The following is a 20496-nucleotide window of genomic DNA, read 5'->3' on the forward strand; positions in this document are numbered from 1 at the left end:
CAAGCTACTTTCTGTTACCGCTCGACTTGCATGTGTTAGGCCTGCCGCCAGCGTTCAATCTGAGCCATGATCAAACTCTTCAATTAAAAGTTTTTTGAAACCGAAGTTTCGTGCTCAATGAATTCTGAATTTTGATATCTTTCGATATCGAATTGACTGTGCTGAAACAAGTAAACTTGTTTCCGTTGGTCACTCAGTTCAATTGAGACTCTAAATTTGTTTGCGTCACTTAGTAAACTAAGTTTCGCTGTTAGAACTCAATCTGTACGAGTGCCCACACAGATGATTGCTTTATATTGTTAAAGAACGTTTTGAGATACTTTTGCGTCTCAAGGGCTCTGCATTCTACGCAAGCCGTTATTTTTGTCAACACTTAATTTTGAGAAAAGTTTATTTTTTCAAAACTCAGTTTTACTTGACTCAACCAACTCGTTGTTTTGCTTGTTTGTAAGCAGTCCGCCGTGTCGATGGATGCGCATTATAGGGAGATCCGAATTGAGATCAACTGTTTTTTGAAGTTTTTATGAAAAAAATGACTGTTCGAGCAAAATACGAACGAAACGGGCAAAAAGCACACTAAATAGGGTCGTATTATAGCTATTTGGCCAATGAAGTTTATAAACACGCTTGTTTTTAAGTTGTATAAGAGAAGATGTAACTACTAACGAGCACTATATTGATCTTTATATGTGATCTTAGTTACTAGTTGCTAGTTGCTAGTTGCTAGTTGCTAGTTGCTAGTTGCTTCAAGACTGTATAGTAAAGATATGGGGTTGGTAGAGGTATTTTAGTAATAATGAATTTCAGAAAGTAAAAAGCCGAGCATAAGCTCGGCTTTTTGGTGTCTTTACGACTTACTCTGCAGACTGCGCGTCTTCTTGAACTTCTTCGTTTGTCGCTGGGCGACCAACTAGTTCAATATAAGCCATTGGTGCATTATCACCAGCACGGAAGCCACACTTAAGAATACGAGTGTAACCACCAGGACGGTCTGTATTACGTGGACCGATTTCGCTGAATAATTTACCAACTACTTCATTATCACGCGTGCGAGCAAACGCTAAACGGCGGTTTGCTACACTGTCAGTCTTAGCCAGTGTGATTAAAGGTTCAATTACACGGCGCAACTCTTTAGCTTTAGGCAAAGTTGTTTTGATGATTTCATGTTTCACCAAAGAACCAGCCATGTTGCTGAACATCGCTTTGCGATGGCTGCTGTTACGGTTTAATTGACGACCACTCTTACGATGGCGCATGACCCTATCCTTCTAACTAAACTAATATAGTGATTTAGATTATTCAGCTAGGCTTGCAGGTGGCCAGTTTTCTAGGCGCATACCTAGAGATAGACCACGTGAAGCTAGCACGTCTTTAATTTCAGTTAGAGACTTCTTACCTAAGTTAGGCGTTTTAAGAAGCTCAACTTCAGTGCGCTGAACTAAATCACCGATATATTGAATTTGCTCGGCTTTCAAACAGTTTGCTGAACGTACTGTTAGTTCAAGATCATCAACTGGACGAAGTAGAATAGGATCGAATTCTGGCTTCTCTTCTTTCTCTTCTGGCTCAGTTACATCACGTAAATCTACGAATGCATCTAATTGCTCAGCTAAGATAGTAGACGCACGGCGGATCGCTTCTTCAGGATCTAAAGTGCCGTTTGTTTCCATATCAATGATTAACTTGTCTAAGTCTGTACGTTGCTCAACACGGGCTGATTCAACCGAGTACGCAATACGTTCAACTGGGCTGAATGATGCATCAAGCAGCAGACGACCAATTGGACGCTCATCGTCATCAGAGGATAAACGACTAGATGCCGGCACATAACCGCGACCGCGCTCAACACGAATACGCATGCTGATCTCGCTGCTATCTGTCGTAAGGTGACAGATAACGTGATCTGGGTTGGCGATAGTTACATCACCATCGTGCTGAATATCAGCCGCAGTCACAGGGCCTACACCAGATTTAGTCAGGGTCAGAAAAACTTCATCTTTGCCTTCTAAAGTTACTGCTAGACCTTTAAGGTTTAACAGAATTTCAATGATGTCTTCTTGTACGCCCTCTTTCGCGCTGTACTCATGCAATACACCGTCGATTTCAACTTCAGTTACTGCACATCCAGGCATAGATGATAACAGTATACGGCGTAAGGCATTACCCAAAGTGTGACCGAAGCCACGCTCTAATGGTTCTAAAACTACTTTAGAACGCGTTGGGTTGATAGCGTCGATATCGACTAACCTTGGTTTTAGGAATTCGGTAACAGAACCCTGCATTTTATCCTCTCTTAACTCTTAACTTTACTTAGAGTAAAGTTCGACGATTAGTTGTTCGTTAATGTCCGCAGACAGATCTGAACGCTCAGGTAGGCGCTTGAAGCTACCTTCCATTTTCTTACCGTCAACTTCAACCCAAGTCGGCTTTTCACGTTGCTCAGCCAACTCTAGAGCAGCGATGATACGTGCTTGTGTTTTAGACTTCTCACGAATCACAACAGTATCTTCTGGTGAGATTACGTATGAAGGAATGTTCACAACACGACCATTAACTAAGATCGCTTTGTGGCTAACTAACTGACGTGCTTCAGCACGTGTGCTAGCAAAACCCATGCGATATACAACATTGTCTAAACGTTGCTCTAAAAGCTGTAACAAGTTTTCACCTGTATTACCTTTAAGGCGAGCAGCTTCTTTGTAGTAGTTACGGAATTGCTTTTCTAATACACCGTAGATACGACGTACTTTTTGCTTTTCACGTAACTGTAAACCGTAATCAGATAAGCGACCTTTACGAGCGCCGTGCTGACCAGGTGCAGTCTCAAGTTTACACTTAGAGTCGATAGCTCTTACGCCGCTCTTAAGGAACAGGTCAGTACCTTCACGACGACTCAGCTTGAGCTTAGGGCCCAAATATCTTGCCATGTTATTTCTCCTAACCTATTGTTAAACGCGACGTTTCTTCGGTGGACGACAACCATTATGAGGGATTGGCGTCACGTCAGTGATGTTGGTGATACGGTAACCAGCAGCATTCAAAGCACGTACAGCAGATTCACGACCTGGACCTGGACCTTTAATGAAAACTTCTAGATTTTTTAAACCGTATTCTTGAGCAGCAGTACCTGCGCGCTCTGCAGCAACCTGAGCAGCGAATGGAGTAGATTTACGTGAACCACGGAAACCTGAACCACCTGCTGTAGCCCATGATAGTGCATTACCTTGACGGTCGGTAATTGTTACAATAGTGTTGTTGAAAGAAGCATGAACATGAGCCATACCATCAGCAACTTGCTTTTTAACCTTCTTACGACGAATTGGTGCTTTAGCCATAATCTACCCCACCTTATTTCTTGATAGGCTTGCGAGGACCCTTACGAGTACGCGCGTTAGTCTTAGTACGTTGACCACGAAGTGGTAACGAACGACGGTGACGTAGGCCACGGAAACAACCAAGGTCCATAAGGCGCTTGATATTTAATGTAACTTCACGACGAAGGTCACCTTCTACAGTGTACTTGCCAACTGCTTCACGCAATACGTCAAGTGTTTCGTCTGAAAGTTCACCGATTTTTGTGGTCTCGGCGATACCAGTCGCTGCTAAGATAGCCTTAGAGCGAGTCTTACCTATGCCATAAATAGCAGTTAAACCGATAACTGCATGTTTATGATCAGGGACGTTAATGCCAGCGATACGGGCCACTAACACATCTCCTATATTTGAATTTGGTTATCATCTGTTTGAAAAGCCCGTAAGGATACTCAAACGAAGACCAAATCACAACTAAAAACACAGGCCGAGTAAATAACTCAGCCTGCACGACTGTTTAATTAGCCTTGCCTTTGCTTGTGCTTAGGCTCACTGCAAATTACGCGTACTACACCAGCACGTTTAATAACTTTACAGTTACGGCATATTTTCTTAACGGAAGCACGTACTTTCATTGCTCAACTCCGTAAAATGACCTTATCGGCCGTAGCCTTTAAGGTTTGCTTTTTTCAGCACAGAATCATACTGATGTGACATCAGATGCGTCTGTACTTGTGCCATAAAGTCCATGATTACAACAACGATAATCAAAATTGATGTACCGCCGAAATAGAATGGCGTTTGCCATGCCATAGTCATGAATTCGGGCACCAGACAGATAAAGGTTATATACAAAGCACCTGCCAATGTCAGGCGTGTCATCACTTTATCAATGTATTTAGATGTCTGCTCACCTGGACGAATACCTGGGATAAATGCGCCAGATTTTTTCAGGTTATCTGCTGTTTCACGCGGGTTAAATACCAACGCGGTGTAGAAAAAGCAGAAGAAGATAATAGCCGCAGCTAAAACCATCGCATATAAAGGTTGACCTGGAGTCAACGTTGTTGCGATTGCTTGTAGCACATCAGCGACCGGACCTTCACCCTGGCCGAACCAGCTTGCAATTGTACCAGGGAACAGAATTATACTGCTAGCAAAGATTGGTGGAATAACACCCGCCATATTTACTTTCAACGGTAAGTGCGTGCTTTGAGCAGCAAATACCTGACGACCTTGTTGACGCTTCGCATAGTTTACAACGATACGACGTTGTCCACGTTCGAAGAATACAACTAGGTAAGTAACAGCGAATACGATTACAGCAATCAATAACAGTACAAGTACATTCAGATCACCTTGGCGCGCCATTTCGGCTGTCGAACCAATAGCAGACGGCAGGTTAGCTACGATACCAACAAAAATCAGAACCGAAATACCGTTACCGATACCACGTTCTGTAATTTGTTCGCCCAACCACATAAGGAACATAGTACCTGTTACTAAACTCACTACAGCAGTGAAGTAGAAACCGATACCAGGGTTAACAACTAACCCGTCCATCATGCCCGGTAAGCTTGTAGCAATACCGATAGATTGGATAGTAGCAAGCACAAGCGTGCCGTAGCGTGTATACTGGCTGATTTTCTTACGCCCTTGCTCACCTTCTTTCTTAAGCTCTATAAACGGCGGATACATATGCGTTAATAGTTGCGTAATAATCGAAGCCGAGATATACGGCATAATACCCAGTGCCAACACTGAGGCTCGCTCAAGCGCACCACCGCTGAACATGTTAAACATTTCAACAATGGTGCCCTTTTGTTGCTCGAAGAAATCGGCAAGTACAGCGGCGTCAATCCCAGGGATCGGCACGAATGAACCTAGACGGTAAATAATGATAGCACCTAGTACGAATAGTAATCGACGCTTCAATTCCGAAAGCCCACTTTGTGCACTTTTCATATCTTGACCTGGTTTAGCCATTAGTACTTCCTTAGTCTTCTACCTTGCCTCCGGCAGCTTCGATAGCTTCGCGAGCACCTTTAGTCACTTTAAGACCTTTAACGGTTACTGCGCGTGAAACTTCGCCAGATTTTACTACTTTAACGAACTGGATGTTCTTTTTAACTAGACCAGCTGCTTGTAACGCGTTTACGTCTACTACATCGCCATCAACTTTAGCGATTTCAAAAAGGTTAACTTCAGTAGATACTAATGATTTACGTGAAGTGAAACCAAATTTAGGTAGACGACGTTGCATAGGCATTTGACCGCCTTCGAAACCAACGCGAACTTTACCGCCAGAACGTGATTTTTGGCCTTTATGACCACGGCCACCAGTCTTACCAAGACCAGAACCAATACCACGACCTAGACGTTTCTTTTCTGTTTTTGCACCAGCAGCAGGTGAAAGTGTATTCAAACGCATCGAATTAACCCTCAACCTTTACCATGTAAGAAACTTGGTTAATCATACCACGCACACATGCTGTGTCTTCTAACTCAACAGTGTGATTGATACGACGTAGACCAAGACCACGTAATGTAGCTTTATGCTTCGGTAAACGACCGATAGAGCTCTTTACTTGTGTTACTTTTACAGTTTTATTAGCCATGGTTTACCCCGTGATTTCGTCAACGCTAAGACCACGTTTAGCAGCGATTGACTCTGGAGAGTTCATGTTCTCTAGAGCAGCAATCGTTGCACGAACGATGTTGATCGGGTTAGTTGAACCGTATGCTTTTGACAATACGTTCTGTACACCAGTTACTTCTAGTACTGCACGCATCGCACCACCGGCGATGATACCTGTACCTTCAGAAGCAGGCTGCATGTATACTTTAGAACCCGCGTGGCGACCCTTGATTGGGTGCTGTAGCGTGTTACCGTTAAGGTCTACACTGATCATGTTGCGACGTGCTTTTTCCATTGCTTTTTGAATTGCAGCTGGAACTTCACGTGCTTTACCATAACCAAAACCTACTTTACCTGCGCCGTCACCAACTACAGTTAGTGCAGTGAAGCTAAAGATACGACCACCTTTAACCACTTTAGACACACGGTTTACCGCGATTAGCTTTTCAGCCAAATCAGGCTGTTGTTGCTTTGCTTCTACGTTAGCCATTGTCTACTCCTAGAATTGCAGACCGGCTTCACGCGCTGCATCAGCAAGCGCCTTCACACGGCCGTGATATTTAAAGCCACTGCGATCAAAAGCAATCTTTTCGATGCCTTTGTCAGCTGCACGTTCAGCAACCGCTTTACCAACTGCTTGAGCAGCCGCAACGTTACCTGTGCCTTTAACTGTTTCGCTAATTGCTTTTTCAACAGTAGAAGCAGCAGCCAGTACAGTACCCTCAGCAGTAACTACTTGAGCGTAAATGTGACGTGGCGTGCGGTGGATAACAAGACGCGTTGTGCCTTGTTCAATATAATTTCTACGAGTGCGTTTAGCACGACGTAGACGAGCTGTTTTTTTATCCATCGTCTTACCTTACTTCTTCTTAGCCTCTTTACGGCGTACATTCTCGTCCGCGTAACGAACACCTTTACCTTTATAAGGCTCAGGTTTACGGTATGCACGGATGTTAGCAGCTGTTTGACCAACTAACTGCTTGTCTACGCCCTTAACTAGAACTTCTGTTTGGCTTGGTGTTTCAATCGTAATACCTTCAGGTACTTCGAAATTAACTGGGTGTGAGAAACCAAGAGTTAAGTCTAATACTTTGCCCTTAGCTGCTGCACGGTAACCAACACCTACTAACTGAAGTTTCTTCTCGTAACCTTCATGCGTACCAACAACCATGTTGTTGATTAGAGCGCGAGCAGTACCTGCTTGTGCCCATGCATTAGCTACGCCTTCACGAGGTAAAGTTGTAATAACGTTGTCGTTAACTTGAACTTCAACAGCGTCGTTGATAGTACGAGTTAATTCACCGTTTTTGCCTTTAACTGTGATGTCCTGGCCTTTTAATGTAACTTCTACACCGGCAGGAACATTGATTGGTGCCTTTGCTATGCGAGACATAGTTCCCCTCCGATTAAGCTACAAAGCCAATGATCTCACCACCAACGCCGGCACTACGTGCTGCGCGGTCTGTCATTAGGCCTTTAGAAGTTGATACGATAGCGATACCAAGACCACCCATTACCTTTGGTAATTCGTCACGTTTCTTATAGATACGTAGACCAGGGCGGCTAACACGCTGGATATTTTCAATAACAGCTTTGCCTTCGAAATATTTTAATTCGATAGAAAGCTCAGGCTTCGCTTCACCGCTTACAGCGTAATCTGCGATATAACCTTCATCTTTTAATACTTTAGCTACTGCTACTTTCAGTTTTGAAGTTGGCATCGTTACTGATACTTTCTTCGCTGACTGACCGTTACGGATACGTGTAAACAAATCCGCAATAGGATCTTGCAAGCTCATAGTCTTACTCCCGTGATACTATTACCAGCTAGCCTTTTTAAGGCCAGGAATTTCACCGCGCATAGCTGCTTCGCGAACTTTAATACGGCTCATGCCGAATTTGCGAAGGTAACCATGTGGGCGGCCCGTAACGTTACAACGATTACGTTGACGTGAAGGGCTAGAATCACGTGGTAAAGCTTGTAGCTTTAATACCGCGTCCCAACGATCATCGTCAGATGTATTAACATCACTGATGATAGCTTTTAGTGCCGCACGCTTTTCAGCATACTGAGCAACTAATTTAGTGCGCTTTGCTTCGCGCGCTTTCATAGAATTCTTTGCCATAACCCTACCCTTATTTCTTGAATGGGAAGTTAAACGCTTCTAACAACGCACGGCCTTCATCATCTGTTTTCGCAGAAGTAGTGATAGTGATATCAAGACCACGTACACGGTCTACTTTATCATAATCGATTTCTGGGAAGATGATTTGCTCACGTACGCCCATGCTGTAGTTACCACGTCCATCAAAAGACTTAGCACTTACACCACGGAAGTCACGAATACGTGGGATAGCGATTGAAACCAAACGCTCAAAAAAGTCCCACATACGCTCGCCACGTAGGGTTACTTTACAACCAATTGGGTAACCTTCACGCACTTTGAAGCCTGCAACTGATTTGCGTGCTTTAGTGATTAGAGGTTTCTGACCAGAGATTGCTTCTAGATCCGCAACAGCGTTATCTAGGATCTTCTTGTCAGCTAGAGCTTCGCCCACACCCATATTTAATGTGATCTTTTCGATCTGAGGGACTTGCATGACAGAGCTGAAACCAAACTTCTCTTGAAGCTCAGCAACTACTTTGTCTTTATATACTTCATGCAGTTTCGCCATCATTCTACTCCAACTATTAGATAGTTTTACCAGTAGATTTAAAGATACGTAATTTCTTACCATCTTCAATCTTGAAACCTACACGATCTGCTTTACCCGTTTCCGAGTTGTAGATCGCAACGTTTGATACGTCGATAGACGCTTCTTTCTCAACAATACCGCCAGCTTGGTTCAACTGAGGAACAGGCTTTTGGTGCTTCTTGATTAAGTTGATGCCTTCGACAAATACTCGACCAGATTCAGCAACAACTGAAAGCACTTTACCGCGCTTACCTTTGTCTTTGCCTGCTAGTACGATTACTTCGTCATCACGACGGATTTTTGCTGCCATGATAGACTCCTTATAGTACTTCTGGTGCTAGTGAAACGATTTTCATGAACTTTTCAGTACGAAGTTCACGAGTCACAGGGCCGAAGATACGAGTACCAATTGGCTGTAAGTTATCGTTTAAGATAACAGCCGCATTGCTATCGAAACGGATCAAAGAACCGTCCGGACGACGAACGCCTTTTTTAGTACGCACAACTACCGCGTTTTTAACATCACCTTTCTTCACTTTACCGCGAGGAATTGCTTCTTTTACAGAAACTTTGATGATATCGCCAACCGCTGCATAGCGACGGTGCGAACCGCCAAGGACTTTAATACACTGCACTTTGCGAGCGCCGCTGTTATCAGCAACGTCCAGCTGAGTTTGCATTTGGATCATGTTAATGACCTCCGGTGTAGAAATTACAACACGCCTTAATTTTGTTTAAAATCAAGACATTTCGGTTAAATTCCACTCAAAAAACAAGCAAGTTGTCTCTTAAGGGCGGGCAATTGTAGCAGCAATGGCAAGGAAATGGTAGGTTATTTTTTAATTAATTTGGAATTAATCGCAATGCCTGCATTGAGGAATTACAGCAGCTTGCTGGTTTGTTATTGATTATAAAACAAACAGGGCGCAAATGCGCCCTGTTTTTGACTTTAATTAAATTTTTATTAATTACCAAATAGACCTTTTAATTTGTCTTTGATTTTATCTTTGGCTTTTTCTTTCACTTCTTCTTTAGCCGCATCACTTACATCGAGCTTATAGCCAACATCATGGAATGGACCTTTGATACGCAGTGGAATTTTAAACCCTGTACTGTCATCGGTCGTGCCTTGCCCTTCGATTGAATCAACAATACCTGTTACTAAACGGTAATCAACGGTCGTCATTGGTAAATCAACCTTACCTGAGCCAGTAATACGAATAAGCGGGCTAAGTAGTGACAAGTCTTTATTTTCACCAACACCGTTAGTGAATACAAAGCTGCCCTGCAATGCCGAGAAATCTGTTTGCTGTGAGTTATCAAAGCCAGTATCTAAACCTTCTGATACCGCACTTAAGTTACCTTTAATGAGCTCTTTTGCTTTACGAACCATCTCTGCAATATTGGCACCTTTCACTGCGCCATCAGCAAACTCAAAGGCTAACTTACCATTCAAGGCATTGATGAAGCTCTTTTGACTTTGGCCTGTGGTCGTTAGATCCCAGTTTAGCGAGCCTTTACCCATCAACTTATCGAAACCGGCCGCATCAGTCAGTAATGGCTGTGCATCGATTTTATCTAAAGCGAAGTTGGTGCTAATTTTATACGGTGTTTTCTTGGCATTGACCGTGATTACACCTTTACCATTACCCTCGTAAGCAACAAACTTATCTAGGCTGATTTTAGCTAGTGCATTTTTCAGGTTTACCGTTAACTGGTTTTCACCAAGAGTAATATCATTTGCTTTTAAACCACTTGAGCGCACGACTACATTTGCATCCAATGCATTTAAGCCGCTCATATCAATTGCAGTATCATCCCAAACAATTGGCTGTGCAGGCGCATCTGCTGCAGGCTCTGCTTGTTCCTCTTTAGCTACGCCCTCAGGTAAGTAAGGGTTTAAATCAAGCATGCCTAAATCAATATCGGCATTCACAGCTAAACGGTCACCAAGCTTAATATCGCTTTTACCTTTAATTTGTAGCTCATCTAACGTGGCAAGTAGCTCAGTGAGTTTAAACTGCTGCCCTTTTAGGTGCATTGAACCTTTTATATTAAAGGCATTAAACGCATTTTCTTTTGCATTAAGCTCAACACCTTGCCAGCTTGCAATGTTTTTAACTGAATCACCGCTAACAGAAAGAAGCCCTTGCACGTCATTGCCCATTTCTGCAATTGCACCTTTAAAGTTCAAATCGACTAGGCGAGAATCAAGCTCTGTGCTGACATTAAAGGTTTCGCCTTCAATCGCTTTTACTGGTGTATCTAGCGTGACATCTAAGTTAAAGCGCTCACCCATATAGGTAATACCGCCTTTTAATTCTAAGGTCTTACGAAGAGAAGGTAATAAGATGGCTAATTCTAAATCACTTATCTGTTGTTTGGCCCCGGTTTTACCATCTAGGTAAGTGAAAGTGCCGCCATAGATTGCTACTTCACCAAGTTCGATATCAAAGTTATCTGGTAAGTTAACAGCGCCAGAACTTTTTTGCTGCTCTGTCTGTGGTTGCTCAGCAACGGCATCAAATAACTGCCAGTTTGCTTTACCATTTTTATCGGTTTCTAATAAAATCGTTGGTTCGTTAATAACAAACTTATCTAGCTTAAACTCACCGCCAAATAGCGACATCCACGGGATACGAATAGCAAGTTGCTGCATGCTTGCCATATCTTTTTGCGAGCCAGTTTGCATATTGGCAAAGTGTACATCATTCAGTTCGAGCTTTAATGATGGAAATACCGACAGCTTTTTATCGCCATTAATAGTCAGGCTACGACCTGTCGTTTGTTCTACTTGCTCCGATACTTTATTAAATATCGCGTCTGTAGGTATGAGGAATGGTGCTGCGACTACCAATACAATTAGTAATACGAAAATGACACCAACGATTTTCAATAAGGTTTTCATAATCATCCTTAAAAATGGGCAAACAATGTTCATATCATAGCGGGAGTTAGGCGCAAATGCATTGCCCAACACATAAAAAGCTTTGTAAACAAGCTTAGGTACAAGAATATGAATAAGCGCTGAAATTTTTTGATACCTACAAGTTACAAAAAAAACTTGACCACACGATACCCTAGGGTTACATTGATACCTGTAGGTTACATTTGAGTTGAAAATAAAAGGAAACGATTATGTCTAAGCAAGATATCAAAACGGAAGAAAAGTTTATGAGTCATAACGCATGGTTTTCAATATTCATGGGAGTCACGTTATTAATTATTAGTGTTTACCCAATGCTCAAGCAAACATCAGTTCCTTTACTGTTTATTGGTGGTGCCGCATTTATTGGTTCATTCTTTATGTTTGTGATTCGAGGTGGATTTACATGGAAACTTGGCTATCGCCTTACGTATAAGGATGAATTTTTAAATACGATTGATACCATCGCTTATAAACATGTTGTGCTTGGATTACTTTTTAGCATGGGGGCGATTTTTTTATTGTCTGATGAACTTGCTTTAAATGTATCTCATAGCATGATGGCCACATTTTACCTTGCCTTGATGTGTTTAATATATGGTGTATCAATTATTTGGCAAAGTAGAGACTAGGTGTAAAAGTGCAAAATAATATCGCTAAATTCCGTAAAGATAAGGGGTTATCGCAGCAAGAACTTGCTGATGCCATTGCAGTATCACGTAAAACTATTAGCACAGTTGAAACAGGCCGCTTTATACCCTCAGTGATTATTGCGTTAAAAATTGCTGCTCACTTTGAAGTGGCCGTTGAGCAATTATTTACACTCGATGACAACGATTAATCTAAAAATCAGTGGCAATCTTACTTATAAATTATCAGTAAGATTGCATCATTTCATTACTTCGGTATGATGCACGACCCTGTTGTTTTTGCACCCTGTGTACTAAAATTAAACAACCCAACTTGGTCAAAACTGGAGTATCGATTAAGCATGAAGAAACTGCTTATTTCACCGTCAAAAATGGCGCTTGGCGAGCAAGAAAGTCAAATTTATCAAAACATCCTCAAGCAAGCCTCTGATATCAGCTTAAACCTAATGGCAGTTAAAGTAGAAAATCATCCTGAAGACTTTTTAGGTTGGTGCTATGAGCTATTAAGTGCAAGCCGCGATCGCATTAATTACGATCTATTAGAAGATAAGCAACTTCCTACGCTAAAAAAACTTCATGACTTATTAATTTCTGCAATCAGCTTTTTGCAGTTAAAAACCTTAAGGGTTGCGCCATGGCCTGTTATCGCAGGCTTCATCGAGCAGCATAAAGAGCTAATAGCACTTGATGAGCAACTACGCTTAGCTAATTACATTGCTGCAATTAAATCGCAATCACTGAAAGAGATGATCCCAGAAGACCGTTTAGCGTTTTCAGGTAAACACAGTGCCTCACTTGACCCAAGCAGCTATAACTTCGACGTTGAATGGTTTGCTTCTACCAAGAACGCAAAAGGTTTCCACCAAATGTTGAGTGATTTACCCGGTGCGTTCGATGAGGCTCTTGCGCACATTCCACTTGAGGGCGAGGTAACTCAAGAACATTATCAACACTTTATGATTGCCTACTTCATGGCATTTAATGGCAGCGATGAAAAACCAACGCTTGCTCCTGCTACTCGCTTACTTGCGATGCGCCGACCTGACGTGTTTACACCAATCGTAAATAGTAAACTTGATGCCCTTTGTGCGGCATTAGGCATTACTAAGCTAAATAACCGCGATTTTGAGCGCTACTGGCAAGATATAGTCGAAGCAATTCATAGTATGCCTTGGTTCAAAATGGCCAGCGCAGCAAATGAGCTTGAGCAATCTTTAGTTGAAATCAAAGCCCTATTACCGAGCTTCTTCTATTATGCAGATAAGAGCACCGCAGATAACTCTAATTATATTAAGTTGTTAAACAAACCTAAGAGTACAACGAGCTCAGCAGGTAAAAAGACGGTACGCCGTGGCAAAGAATCAGCTGAGATACTGGTAGACCGTGCATTAGCAAGTGACGATATCCCTGAACATATCAAGGCTAAACGTGACTCTATCATCAGCGAAGTTGAAAAAGGTCGTAGCGTTGAAGAGACTATTAGCTTAATGCGCGCAATTTTTGGCTAAGTCACTCTCAAACAAGAAAAACCTGGTTGCTTCGCAATTGTGCAACCAGGTTATTTTTTGCACCACGCAAGTGCGCATGAATAATTCAAAGAAAACTAATTTTTAAAAAATAGTAAGCTTAATAGGCTGTTTTTAAAGTAGTTAAGCATAAAATATCCCTTCCAAAAGTAACTTGGCACAACCAGTGCTACATCGTATCCAGACAACACATAATTATGTCCGCAAACAATAATCAGGCTGCAACCTGAACTAGGGCAAAATCAACATAACAACAGGATACAGAAACATGCTAAAACTAAAAAAAACGTTCGCAGCAAGCGCAATTGCGCTATTAACGTTAAGCTCTACATATACTTATGCTGAAGTAACAGCTAATGCAGCAGCGACTTCTAACTACTTGTGGCGTGGCCAAGAACAAACAGGCGGCGATGCAGCTATCCAAGGCGGCATCGATTACGCTAATGAATCAGGCTTTTATGCAGGTACTTGGGTATCGAATGCAAGCTGGGCTGAAGACATGACTTACGAGTTAGATCTTTATGCTGGTTTTGGCGGTGACATTAATGAAACCGTTAGCTATGACGTTGGTTATATATATTATGCGTATCCAGATGCAGCATCATCTGCTGATGCTGATTTTTCAGAAATCTACGGTAGTATCAGCATGGGCAGCTTCACCTTTGGTGCAGCAATATTAGCAACATCAGCAGCAAGCGGTGACGGTACAGATTTTGGTGATTCACTTTATTTAAATGCTGACTACAGCTTCCCAGTTGGAAGTACTGGCGCAGAAATGGCTCTTCATGTTGGCCATTACTCTGGTGATTTCATCGGTGATGATGACATCATCGACTACGGTGTTTCAGTATCTAAAGATGGCTTTACATTTGGTCTTGCCGACAACGATATTGATGGTTCAGATGTAAAAGTGTACGTCGCTTACGCGGTTGACTTCACTTTATAAAGAATGTGTTACTTGCTGCAACACGAAGGGCCGTAAGGCCCTTTTCTCGTTTTGGACTTTACGTTTTAAGGCACACTATGACCGGTTGAGCCTTGCCAAATGCGATACCATTGCTCACGATTCATAGTAAGCTGTTTAGCTTCAACAGCTGATTTAACACGCTCAATATTACCCGTACCGAGTACCACAGACGGTGCACTCGGGTGCATTAACAGCCAAGCATAAACAACCTGATCAATGGCAGTAGCACCAATTTCAGCACCAACCTGCTCTAACACTGCACGTAAACGTACCGCTTTTTCATCATCACTTGAGAATAAACGACCCCCTGCCAATGGTGACCAAAGCATAGGTTTGATATCAAGCAATTGGCATTGATCTAAGCTACCATCGTCAAGAGCTTTCATTTCGTAAGGTGAAAACTCAATTTGATTAGTCACAAGCTCAAAGTCTAAACGCGACTGCAACAAGCTAAGTTGCGAAGGCGTAAAGTTAGACACACCAAAATCAATCACATCACCATTTGCTTTTAGGGTATTAAATGCTTCTGCCATTTCATCGGCATTCATCAAGTAATCAGGACGATGAATAAGTAATACATCTAAACGATCAGTATTGAAGTTTTTAAGTGACTGCTGTGCTGAGGCAATAATATGCGCGGCACTTGAGTCATAATGATTTGCTTTACCTTGCAACCCTAGGCTTGCAAATGCAGGCTTGATACCACACTTGGTGATTATTTTGATTTCATCACGAATGCTTGGTTTTAGTTTAAGTGCTTTGCCAAATTCAGCTTCACAACCGTATTCACCGTAAATGTCAGCATGATCGGTATGTGAAACCCCCATATCGATTGCACTTTCTAAAAAGCTTAAGCATTGCTGTGGCGTTATCTGCCAATCTAACAAACGCCAAAACCCCAATACCAACTCATCAATACAACGTACATTACAATTCGCCATAACGACCTACTTTCCTAATAAACTCGACTCAAATTAACCGCTTAACCTTATCACAGATTTACTAATCACATCTGTTAACATACAGTTACAAAACAAATTGCTAATTTGTTACTAAACAGGATATTTTAGTACCTAAAAACAAATGTTATAAAACAAGGAATAAAAAATGAAATCATCAAATGTTATGACCGCTTTGGTTGATATTTTTATCAGCCCGAGTAAAGCCTTTAATGGTTTAAAAGAAGCAAAAGGCTGGTCTTTTGTTGCCTTTATTTTACTTGCCGGCATTCTCGCAGCCAGCATGTTTGCTTTTTACAATAAAGCTGACCCGCAATATTTAATCGATCAACAAGTCGCTGTAGCCAGTGTTGATGCCACTATTGCAGAACAAAAAATGATTCGCCAAAGCATGGAGCAAACCATAGATATGCAAGTTTGGTTTGCAATGTTTGGTGGTATTATTGGTTTAGCTGTTATCAATGCTCTGATGGCAGGTTACTACCTATTTGTATCTAAGCAAGACCCAGAAGCTAACTACGGCTATGGCGCGTGGTATGGCTTTGGCATTTGGACCATGATGCCAATGATTATTTCAAGCCTTGGTTTACTTATCTTAGTGTTAACTGCAAGCACTGACCAAATATCACAATCATTATTTAATTATGCTTCAATTAACCAACTTTTAATTGGTTTAGAAATTGGCCACCCACTGTACACCTTATTGGAAAGTCTCAATATCTTTTCTATTTGGGGCATTTTCATCGCAGCTATCGGTTTAAAGTGCTGGACTAATTTCACTTTCAATAAAGCGCTACTGTTTGCAGCTCTACCAAGTATTGTTATTTATGGTATTTGGACTGTAATCGCTCTCGTTTAATTCTGCTTTGAGCGGCAATATGCCGCTCTTAACCACCAAGGAAGTAACATGAAAAAAGCCATTATTATTGGCCTAGCTGTTACGGCATTTGTCGCTTTACTAGTATCAAAGCAAGTCACAGGCAATAAAGAAGCGCCAGAAATGCATATTGCAGAAGTTGAGCAAGGTAATATTGCCGATTCAATTTTAGCCTCTGGTAACCTAGTCTTTAATACCCAAGTGCAACTGCGCTCAGAAGTGACAGGCCGTGTAGCGAAAGTGTTTGTAGAGGAAGGTGAAAGTGTCACTGAAGGCGATATTCTTATGCGCCTAGATACCACAGCGTTTGAATCGGAAGTTGCCCGCAACAAAGCTGTGCTTCGCGCGACCGAAATCGACATTAAGCATAGCGAAACCCGCTTGAAAAATATCGAGCGTCAACTAAGCCGCCAAAAAGAGCTTTATGAAGTTGGCCTTGCTGGCCAAGAAGTGTATGAAAACCTACAAAATGCCCGCGATTTAGCAAAAATAGATATTGAAGCAAAACGCGAAGCTTACAACCAAGCCCAAGCATCTTTATTGATTGCTGAAGACCGTTTAAATAAAAGCGTGTTTCGCGCTCCAATGAGTGGCCTACTTGCTTCGGTAAATATTAAAGAAGGTGAAACCGTTATTGCGGGAACAACCAACATAATTGGCTCTGATCTGATGCTAGTAGCAGACCCCAGCGCAATTTTAGCCGAGCTTCGGGTCGATGAAACCGATATCGCCGGTATCAAACTAGACCAACATGCAGACATCTATGCAGCCGCTTACCCAAATCAACCTTTCACTGGCAAAGTGATAAACATTGGCACATCTGCAAAAAATCAAGCAGGTTCACAAGGCTTATCATTTAAAGTTAAAGTACTGCTTGATGCCACTGACCGCCAGCTATATGCCGGAATGAGTTGCCGCGCAGAAATCGCCACCAGCATTGCCGAAAATGGCTTAAAACTCCCCATCGAAGCCATTCAAAAAGAGGGTGATAGCTACTTTGTCTGGAAGCTTAACGCAGATAACACAGTAACTAAAACAGCAGTAACTGTAGGTATTTCGTCAGATATCGAACAAGCACTAACCAGTGGAGTTGCAAAGGGTGACCGTATTGTTATCGGCCCAGCTAGACCACTTAGTTCACTTAAAGAGGGTGATACGGTAGCCGTTAAAAACAGCCCTGAAAAAGGTGCTAAATAATGTCTGCGGTGATCAAGCTCAGCAATATCAATAAACAATACAAAATGGGCGAACAAGTTTTCAAAGCCCTTGATGATATTAATATTGAAATTGCTCAAAATGAGTATGTTGCCATTATTGGCCCTTCAGGTTCAGGTAAATCAACCCTTATGAACTTGCTTGGCTGTTTAGATACTCCCACCAGTGGCGACTATTATTTAAAAGATAAGCTAGTAAAACGCATGACCGAAACGGAGCTTGCTCATCAGCGTAATGAAAGTGTTGGCTTTATTTTTCAAAGTTTCAATTTATTACCACGAGCATCCGCCCTTGAAAATGTCATGCAGCCATTGGTGTATAGATTTATCTCTGCCAAAGAGCGAAAACAACAAGCGCTCGAATCATTACAACGGGTCGGCCTTGGCGATAAGGTCAATCACCTTTCGAGCCAGCTTTCTGGTGGCCAACGTCAACGTGTCGCTATTGCTCGCGCACTAGTTACTAAACCCCATATTCTACTTGGTGATGAGCCTACCGGTAACCTGGATAGTAAAACCACCACTGAGATCATGGCGCTGTTTGATGAGCTTCATAACGAAGGGCACACCATTATTTTGGTTACTCACGAACAAGATATTGCTGATCACTGCCAACGGGTTATTCGTTTGGTTGATGGCAAGGTTGTTAGTGATACCCGTAAAGGCGAAGGAGAAAAACAACATGTTTAAATCTGCTATCGCTGTTATGGAAGGCACTAAAGCGGCGCTGATGGCAATTAAAGCCAATGCAATGCGCAGCGCCCTTACCTGCTTAGGCATAATTATTGGTGTTGCAGCGGTTGTGACCGTAGTGGCAGTAATGCAAGGGTTTACCAAGCAAATTAATGATCAGCTTGCTGATATGTCTCCCGATGTGACAAATATAAAGCCTTACACTAGCGTAGAAAAAGAAATGGTAGGCCAACAAGCAAAGCTAACCTACAGCGACTTTTTAACCCTAAAAGCACGCGTTAAAGAAGCCGAAACCTTTACTGCGCTGATGTTTACTTGGCGCTTTTCTGGTGCAGCTGAGTATGGCAATAAAAGTCATGCTTCACGGGTAATGGGCACCGAGCAAGACTACCAAAAAGCTTACCGCACCTACCCAGAACTCGGCCGATTTATTCGCGCAGAAGATGATGAAAAACGCCGTCGAGTGGCGTTTATTGGCCCTTCAATTATCGAAAAGCTCAACCTGCCTGAAAACCCTGTAGGTGAATATATCAAACTCGGTGGTGAGTGGTTTCGCATTATTGGCGTTGCTGAAAAACAAGGTAGCTTATTAGGTTTTGACCAAGACGATTACATTAATATACCGATAAGTACCATGAGTGCGCTAGAAGGCGGCAGTGTTGATACCAATGTGCAAATGATGTTTCGTTTAAAAGACGATGTTAACGAAGCGCAAGTACTGGCTAAAATTCGCCGCATCTTACGTCAATTACATAAACTAAAAGACGGCGAAGATGACGACTTTGAGTTTGAAACCGCCGAAAAAGCTCGTGCTAATATTGATAAGTTTACCGGAAGTGCAACCGCTATTACCGCGGGGATCGTAGGTATTAGCCTCGTAGTTGGTGGTATCGGTGTGATGAATATCATGCTGGTTTCGGTAACAGAACGCACACGTGTTATCGGCACTTTAAAAGCATTAGGGGCAACACCTGGCTTTATTATGCTGCAATTTTTAGTTGAAGCGGTGGTGCTATCACTTTTTGGTGGTTTAATTGGTTTAGCGATAGGGTATGGTGCTGCGGCACTAATATCAGTGTTAGTGCCGAGCATGCCAGATGCCTACATACCGGGTTGGGCGATTATGCTGTCATTTGGCTTTACTTCATTGATTGGTATTGTGTTTGGCTTAGCGCCCGCTATTAAAGCGGCACGCTTAAACCCAATTGATGCACTACGTTATGAATAACTAGTCTGGCTTATAAGGTACTTGAGCACAGCTTATTTCTACTGTTTTCGGGTACCAAATAGGCCCAACTTGGTTTACTGCAACTTCAGCTAAACCATTGGTGAACGACTTATAAGTGTGAACGGTTTGCCACTCAGAGTCTGGGCACTCTTCAGATAGGTCGACAGGCTTTGAACCTTCGTAAAGCGCCGCGGCAAAGTTATGATGCCATTGCTCTGTCGCAGGTGCTTTATTAGCTTGAGCAGCACTGCCATTATCAAAGTAGATATTTGTGCAACCACTTAAGGTTGCCACTAACACAGCTGTTACTAGTAGGCTTTTCATAGTTGTTGCTCCTGTGCTTGTTGCTCACACCATACTTTTACTGTGTGAGGAGCATAAATTCCGAGAGTGACTAACCCTAGTGCACCATCTACAACTGTTTGTTGTGACTGCATTTGGGCAGCTTTTTTATCTTGGCAAATAGCCTTAACATCAACACGCTCTTCACCAACGAGGCCCCACAAAAAGAATGGGCGACTATCTTGGTAATCAGCTTTAGTGGCTAATTTATTGGTTGTTTTTTCTGGCACTATGGTGACTGATGAGCACGCTGTCACCGATAAGGCAAGCAGCATACAGGCCATTTGTTTCATGAGTAGTTCCTTTGTCTGAGTTGTTAAGCTCAGTAAGTATAAGAACATGAGTACTTATTTTGGGTAAGAAAGCGTATAGAAATTGTAGAAAATACTACAGTTTCTAACATTTAGTCTTTGAACTAAACTGGGGCTAACTAAGACTAATTCTTAAGAAAAGTAAATAAAGGTCAT

Annotated in this window: 29 protein-coding genes and 1 rRNA gene; 8 read left to right on the forward strand and 22 right to left on the reverse strand. The window is 42.3% G+C overall.

Going from position 1 to position 20496, the window contains the following annotated elements:
* The 19 genes from L1267_RS08300 to L1267_RS08390 all read right to left on the reverse strand — a co-directional run.
* Positions 1-86: ribosomal RNA gene (locus L1267_RS08300) — 16S ribosomal RNA — on the reverse strand; the annotation flags it as partial.
* Between the two features lie 768 nt (positions 87-854).
* The gene (gene rplQ / locus L1267_RS08305) at positions 855-1256 is read right to left on the reverse strand and encodes a 50S ribosomal protein L17 (protein ID WP_004589197.1); all 402 of its coding nucleotides are present in this window, start codon (positions 1254-1256) and stop codon (positions 855-857) included.
* Between the two features lie 39 nt (positions 1257-1295).
* Positions 1296-2282: a DNA-directed RNA polymerase subunit alpha gene (locus L1267_RS08310; RefSeq protein WP_004589198.1), complete on the reverse strand. Its 987-nt coding sequence runs from the start codon at positions 2280-2282 to the stop codon at positions 1296-1298.
* A 24-nt stretch (positions 2283-2306) separates the two neighbouring features.
* Positions 2307-2927 carry a 30S ribosomal protein S4 gene (rpsD, locus tag L1267_RS08315; protein WP_135922848.1) on the reverse strand — a complete coding sequence of 207 codons (621 nt, stop codon included), beginning with the start codon at positions 2925-2927 and terminating at the stop codon, positions 2307-2309.
* Positions 2928-2948: 21 nt separating this feature from the next.
* Entirely contained in the window at positions 2949-3335 is a 387-nt protein-coding gene (gene rpsK / locus L1267_RS08320; RefSeq protein WP_036974009.1) for a 30S ribosomal protein S11, read from the reverse strand.
* A gap of 13 nt (positions 3336-3348) precedes the next feature.
* Positions 3349-3705 (reverse strand): 30S ribosomal protein S13, encoded by a 357-nt coding sequence (gene rpsM / locus L1267_RS08325; protein ID WP_036974011.1) that lies wholly within the window; start codon positions 3703-3705, stop codon positions 3349-3351.
* Between the two features lie 128 nt (positions 3706-3833).
* Positions 3834-3947 carry a 50S ribosomal protein L36 gene (rpmJ, locus tag L1267_RS08330; RefSeq protein ID WP_002959476.1) on the reverse strand — a complete coding sequence of 38 codons (114 nt, stop codon included), beginning with the start codon at positions 3945-3947 and terminating at the stop codon, positions 3834-3836.
* A 22-nt stretch (positions 3948-3969) separates the two neighbouring features.
* Positions 3970-5298, reverse strand: a complete 1329-nt coding sequence (secY, locus tag L1267_RS08335; protein WP_036974013.1) for a preprotein translocase subunit SecY — start codon at positions 5296-5298, stop codon at positions 3970-3972.
* 10 nt (positions 5299-5308) lie between these two features.
* On the reverse strand, positions 5309-5743 hold the full coding sequence (rplO, locus tag L1267_RS08340; RefSeq protein WP_135922849.1) for a 50S ribosomal protein L15: 435 nt from the start codon (positions 5741-5743) through the stop codon (positions 5309-5311).
* A 4-nt stretch (positions 5744-5747) separates the two neighbouring features.
* Complete coding sequence (gene rpmD, locus L1267_RS08345) at positions 5748-5930, reverse strand: 50S ribosomal protein L30 (protein ID WP_016710201.1); 183 nt, start codon at positions 5928-5930, stop codon at positions 5748-5750.
* 3 nt (positions 5931-5933) lie between these two features.
* Positions 5934-6440, reverse strand: coding sequence for a 30S ribosomal protein S5 (gene rpsE / locus L1267_RS08350; protein WP_036974018.1), 507 nt, complete (start codon positions 6438-6440; stop codon positions 5934-5936).
* Positions 6441-6449: 9 nt separating this feature from the next.
* On the reverse strand, positions 6450-6800 hold the full coding sequence (gene rplR / locus L1267_RS08355) for a 50S ribosomal protein L18 (RefSeq protein WP_036974021.1): 351 nt from the start codon (positions 6798-6800) through the stop codon (positions 6450-6452).
* A 9-nt stretch (positions 6801-6809) separates the two neighbouring features.
* Entirely contained in the window at positions 6810-7343 is a 534-nt protein-coding gene (rplF, locus tag L1267_RS08360) for a 50S ribosomal protein L6 (RefSeq protein WP_054554387.1), read from the reverse strand.
* 13 nt (positions 7344-7356) lie between these two features.
* Positions 7357-7749 (reverse strand): 30S ribosomal protein S8, encoded by a 393-nt coding sequence (gene rpsH / locus L1267_RS08365; protein ID WP_063702326.1) that lies wholly within the window; start codon positions 7747-7749, stop codon positions 7357-7359.
* 21 nt (positions 7750-7770) lie between these two features.
* Entirely contained in the window at positions 7771-8076 is a 306-nt protein-coding gene (gene rpsN / locus L1267_RS08370; RefSeq protein WP_135922850.1) for a 30S ribosomal protein S14, read from the reverse strand.
* A gap of 10 nt (positions 8077-8086) precedes the next feature.
* Positions 8087-8626, reverse strand: coding sequence for a 50S ribosomal protein L5 (rplE, locus tag L1267_RS08375; RefSeq protein ID WP_058586187.1), 540 nt, complete (start codon positions 8624-8626; stop codon positions 8087-8089).
* Positions 8627-8642: 16 nt separating this feature from the next.
* The gene (gene rplX / locus L1267_RS08380) at positions 8643-8957 is read right to left on the reverse strand and encodes a 50S ribosomal protein L24 (protein ID WP_054554391.1); all 315 of its coding nucleotides are present in this window, start codon (positions 8955-8957) and stop codon (positions 8643-8645) included.
* A 10-nt stretch (positions 8958-8967) separates the two neighbouring features.
* Entirely contained in the window at positions 8968-9336 is a 369-nt protein-coding gene (rplN, locus tag L1267_RS08385) for a 50S ribosomal protein L14 (protein WP_010378257.1), read from the reverse strand.
* Between the two features lie 275 nt (positions 9337-9611).
* Positions 9612-11555: an AsmA family protein gene (locus L1267_RS08390; RefSeq protein WP_235382561.1), complete on the reverse strand. Its 1944-nt coding sequence runs from the start codon at positions 11553-11555 to the stop codon at positions 9612-9614.
* Between the two features lie 230 nt (positions 11556-11785).
* Here L1267_RS08390 and L1267_RS08395 point away from each other — a divergent pair, with 230 nt between their 5' ends.
* The 4 genes from L1267_RS08395 (at position 11786) to L1267_RS08410 (ending at position 14695) form a co-directional block, all read left to right on the forward strand.
* Positions 11786-12205: a hypothetical protein gene (locus L1267_RS08395; protein WP_138558499.1), complete on the forward strand. Its 420-nt coding sequence runs from the start codon at positions 11786-11788 to the stop codon at positions 12203-12205.
* An 8-nt stretch (positions 12206-12213) separates the two neighbouring features.
* Positions 12214-12414: a helix-turn-helix transcriptional regulator gene (locus L1267_RS08400; protein ID WP_135922853.1), complete on the forward strand. Its 201-nt coding sequence runs from the start codon at positions 12214-12216 to the stop codon at positions 12412-12414.
* 150 nt (positions 12415-12564) lie between these two features.
* The gene (locus L1267_RS08405; protein WP_235382562.1) at positions 12565-13731 is read left to right on the forward strand and encodes a hypothetical protein; all 1167 of its coding nucleotides are present in this window, start codon (positions 12565-12567) and stop codon (positions 13729-13731) included.
* Positions 13732-14017: 286 nt separating this feature from the next.
* Positions 14018-14695, forward strand: a complete 678-nt coding sequence (locus L1267_RS08410; RefSeq protein ID WP_135922855.1) for a TorF family putative porin — start codon at positions 14018-14020, stop codon at positions 14693-14695.
* Between the two features lie 65 nt (positions 14696-14760).
* On the opposite strand, the gene L1267_RS08415 is transcribed toward L1267_RS08410, so the two are convergent.
* Positions 14761-15657, reverse strand: a complete 897-nt coding sequence (locus L1267_RS08415) for an aldo/keto reductase (RefSeq protein ID WP_235382563.1) — start codon at positions 15655-15657, stop codon at positions 14761-14763.
* A 166-nt stretch (positions 15658-15823) separates the two neighbouring features.
* Here L1267_RS08415 and L1267_RS08420 point away from each other — a divergent pair, with 166 nt between their 5' ends.
* The 4 genes from L1267_RS08420 to L1267_RS08435 are packed head-to-tail and all read left to right on the forward strand — an operon-like array spanning position 15824 to position 19687.
* On the forward strand, positions 15824-16534 hold the full coding sequence (locus tag L1267_RS08420) for a YIP1 family protein (RefSeq protein WP_135922857.1): 711 nt from the start codon (positions 15824-15826) through the stop codon (positions 16532-16534).
* Positions 16535-16582: 48 nt separating this feature from the next.
* Positions 16583-17749 carry an efflux RND transporter periplasmic adaptor subunit gene (locus L1267_RS08425; RefSeq protein WP_235382564.1) on the forward strand — a complete coding sequence of 389 codons (1167 nt, stop codon included), beginning with the start codon at positions 16583-16585 and terminating at the stop codon, positions 17747-17749.
* Positions 17749-18456: an ABC transporter ATP-binding protein gene (locus L1267_RS08430; RefSeq protein ID WP_235382565.1), complete on the forward strand. Its 708-nt coding sequence runs from the start codon at positions 17749-17751 to the stop codon at positions 18454-18456. The genes L1267_RS08425 and L1267_RS08430 overlap by 1 nt, the downstream gene beginning before the upstream one ends.
* Positions 18449-19687: an ABC transporter permease gene (locus L1267_RS08435; protein WP_235382566.1), complete on the forward strand. Its 1239-nt coding sequence runs from the start codon at positions 18449-18451 to the stop codon at positions 19685-19687. Before L1267_RS08430 ends, L1267_RS08435 begins: the two co-directional genes overlap by 8 nt.
* On the opposite strand, the gene L1267_RS08440 is transcribed toward L1267_RS08435, so the two are convergent.
* Both L1267_RS08440 and L1267_RS08445 read right to left on the reverse strand, forming a co-directional pair.
* The gene (locus L1267_RS08440) at positions 19688-20011 is read right to left on the reverse strand and encodes a Bor/Iss family lipoprotein (protein WP_135922860.1); all 324 of its coding nucleotides are present in this window, start codon (positions 20009-20011) and stop codon (positions 19688-19690) included.
* Positions 20008-20322: a Bor family protein gene (locus L1267_RS08445; protein ID WP_235382567.1), complete on the reverse strand. Its 315-nt coding sequence runs from the start codon at positions 20320-20322 to the stop codon at positions 20008-20010. Before L1267_RS08445 ends, L1267_RS08440 begins: the two co-directional genes overlap by 4 nt.
* Positions 20323-20496: the final 174 nt, after the last annotated feature.

This window comes from Pseudoalteromonas sp. OFAV1, assembly GCF_021532595.1.
Lineage (GTDB): Bacteria > Pseudomonadota > Gammaproteobacteria > Enterobacterales > Alteromonadaceae > Pseudoalteromonas > Pseudoalteromonas lipolytica_C.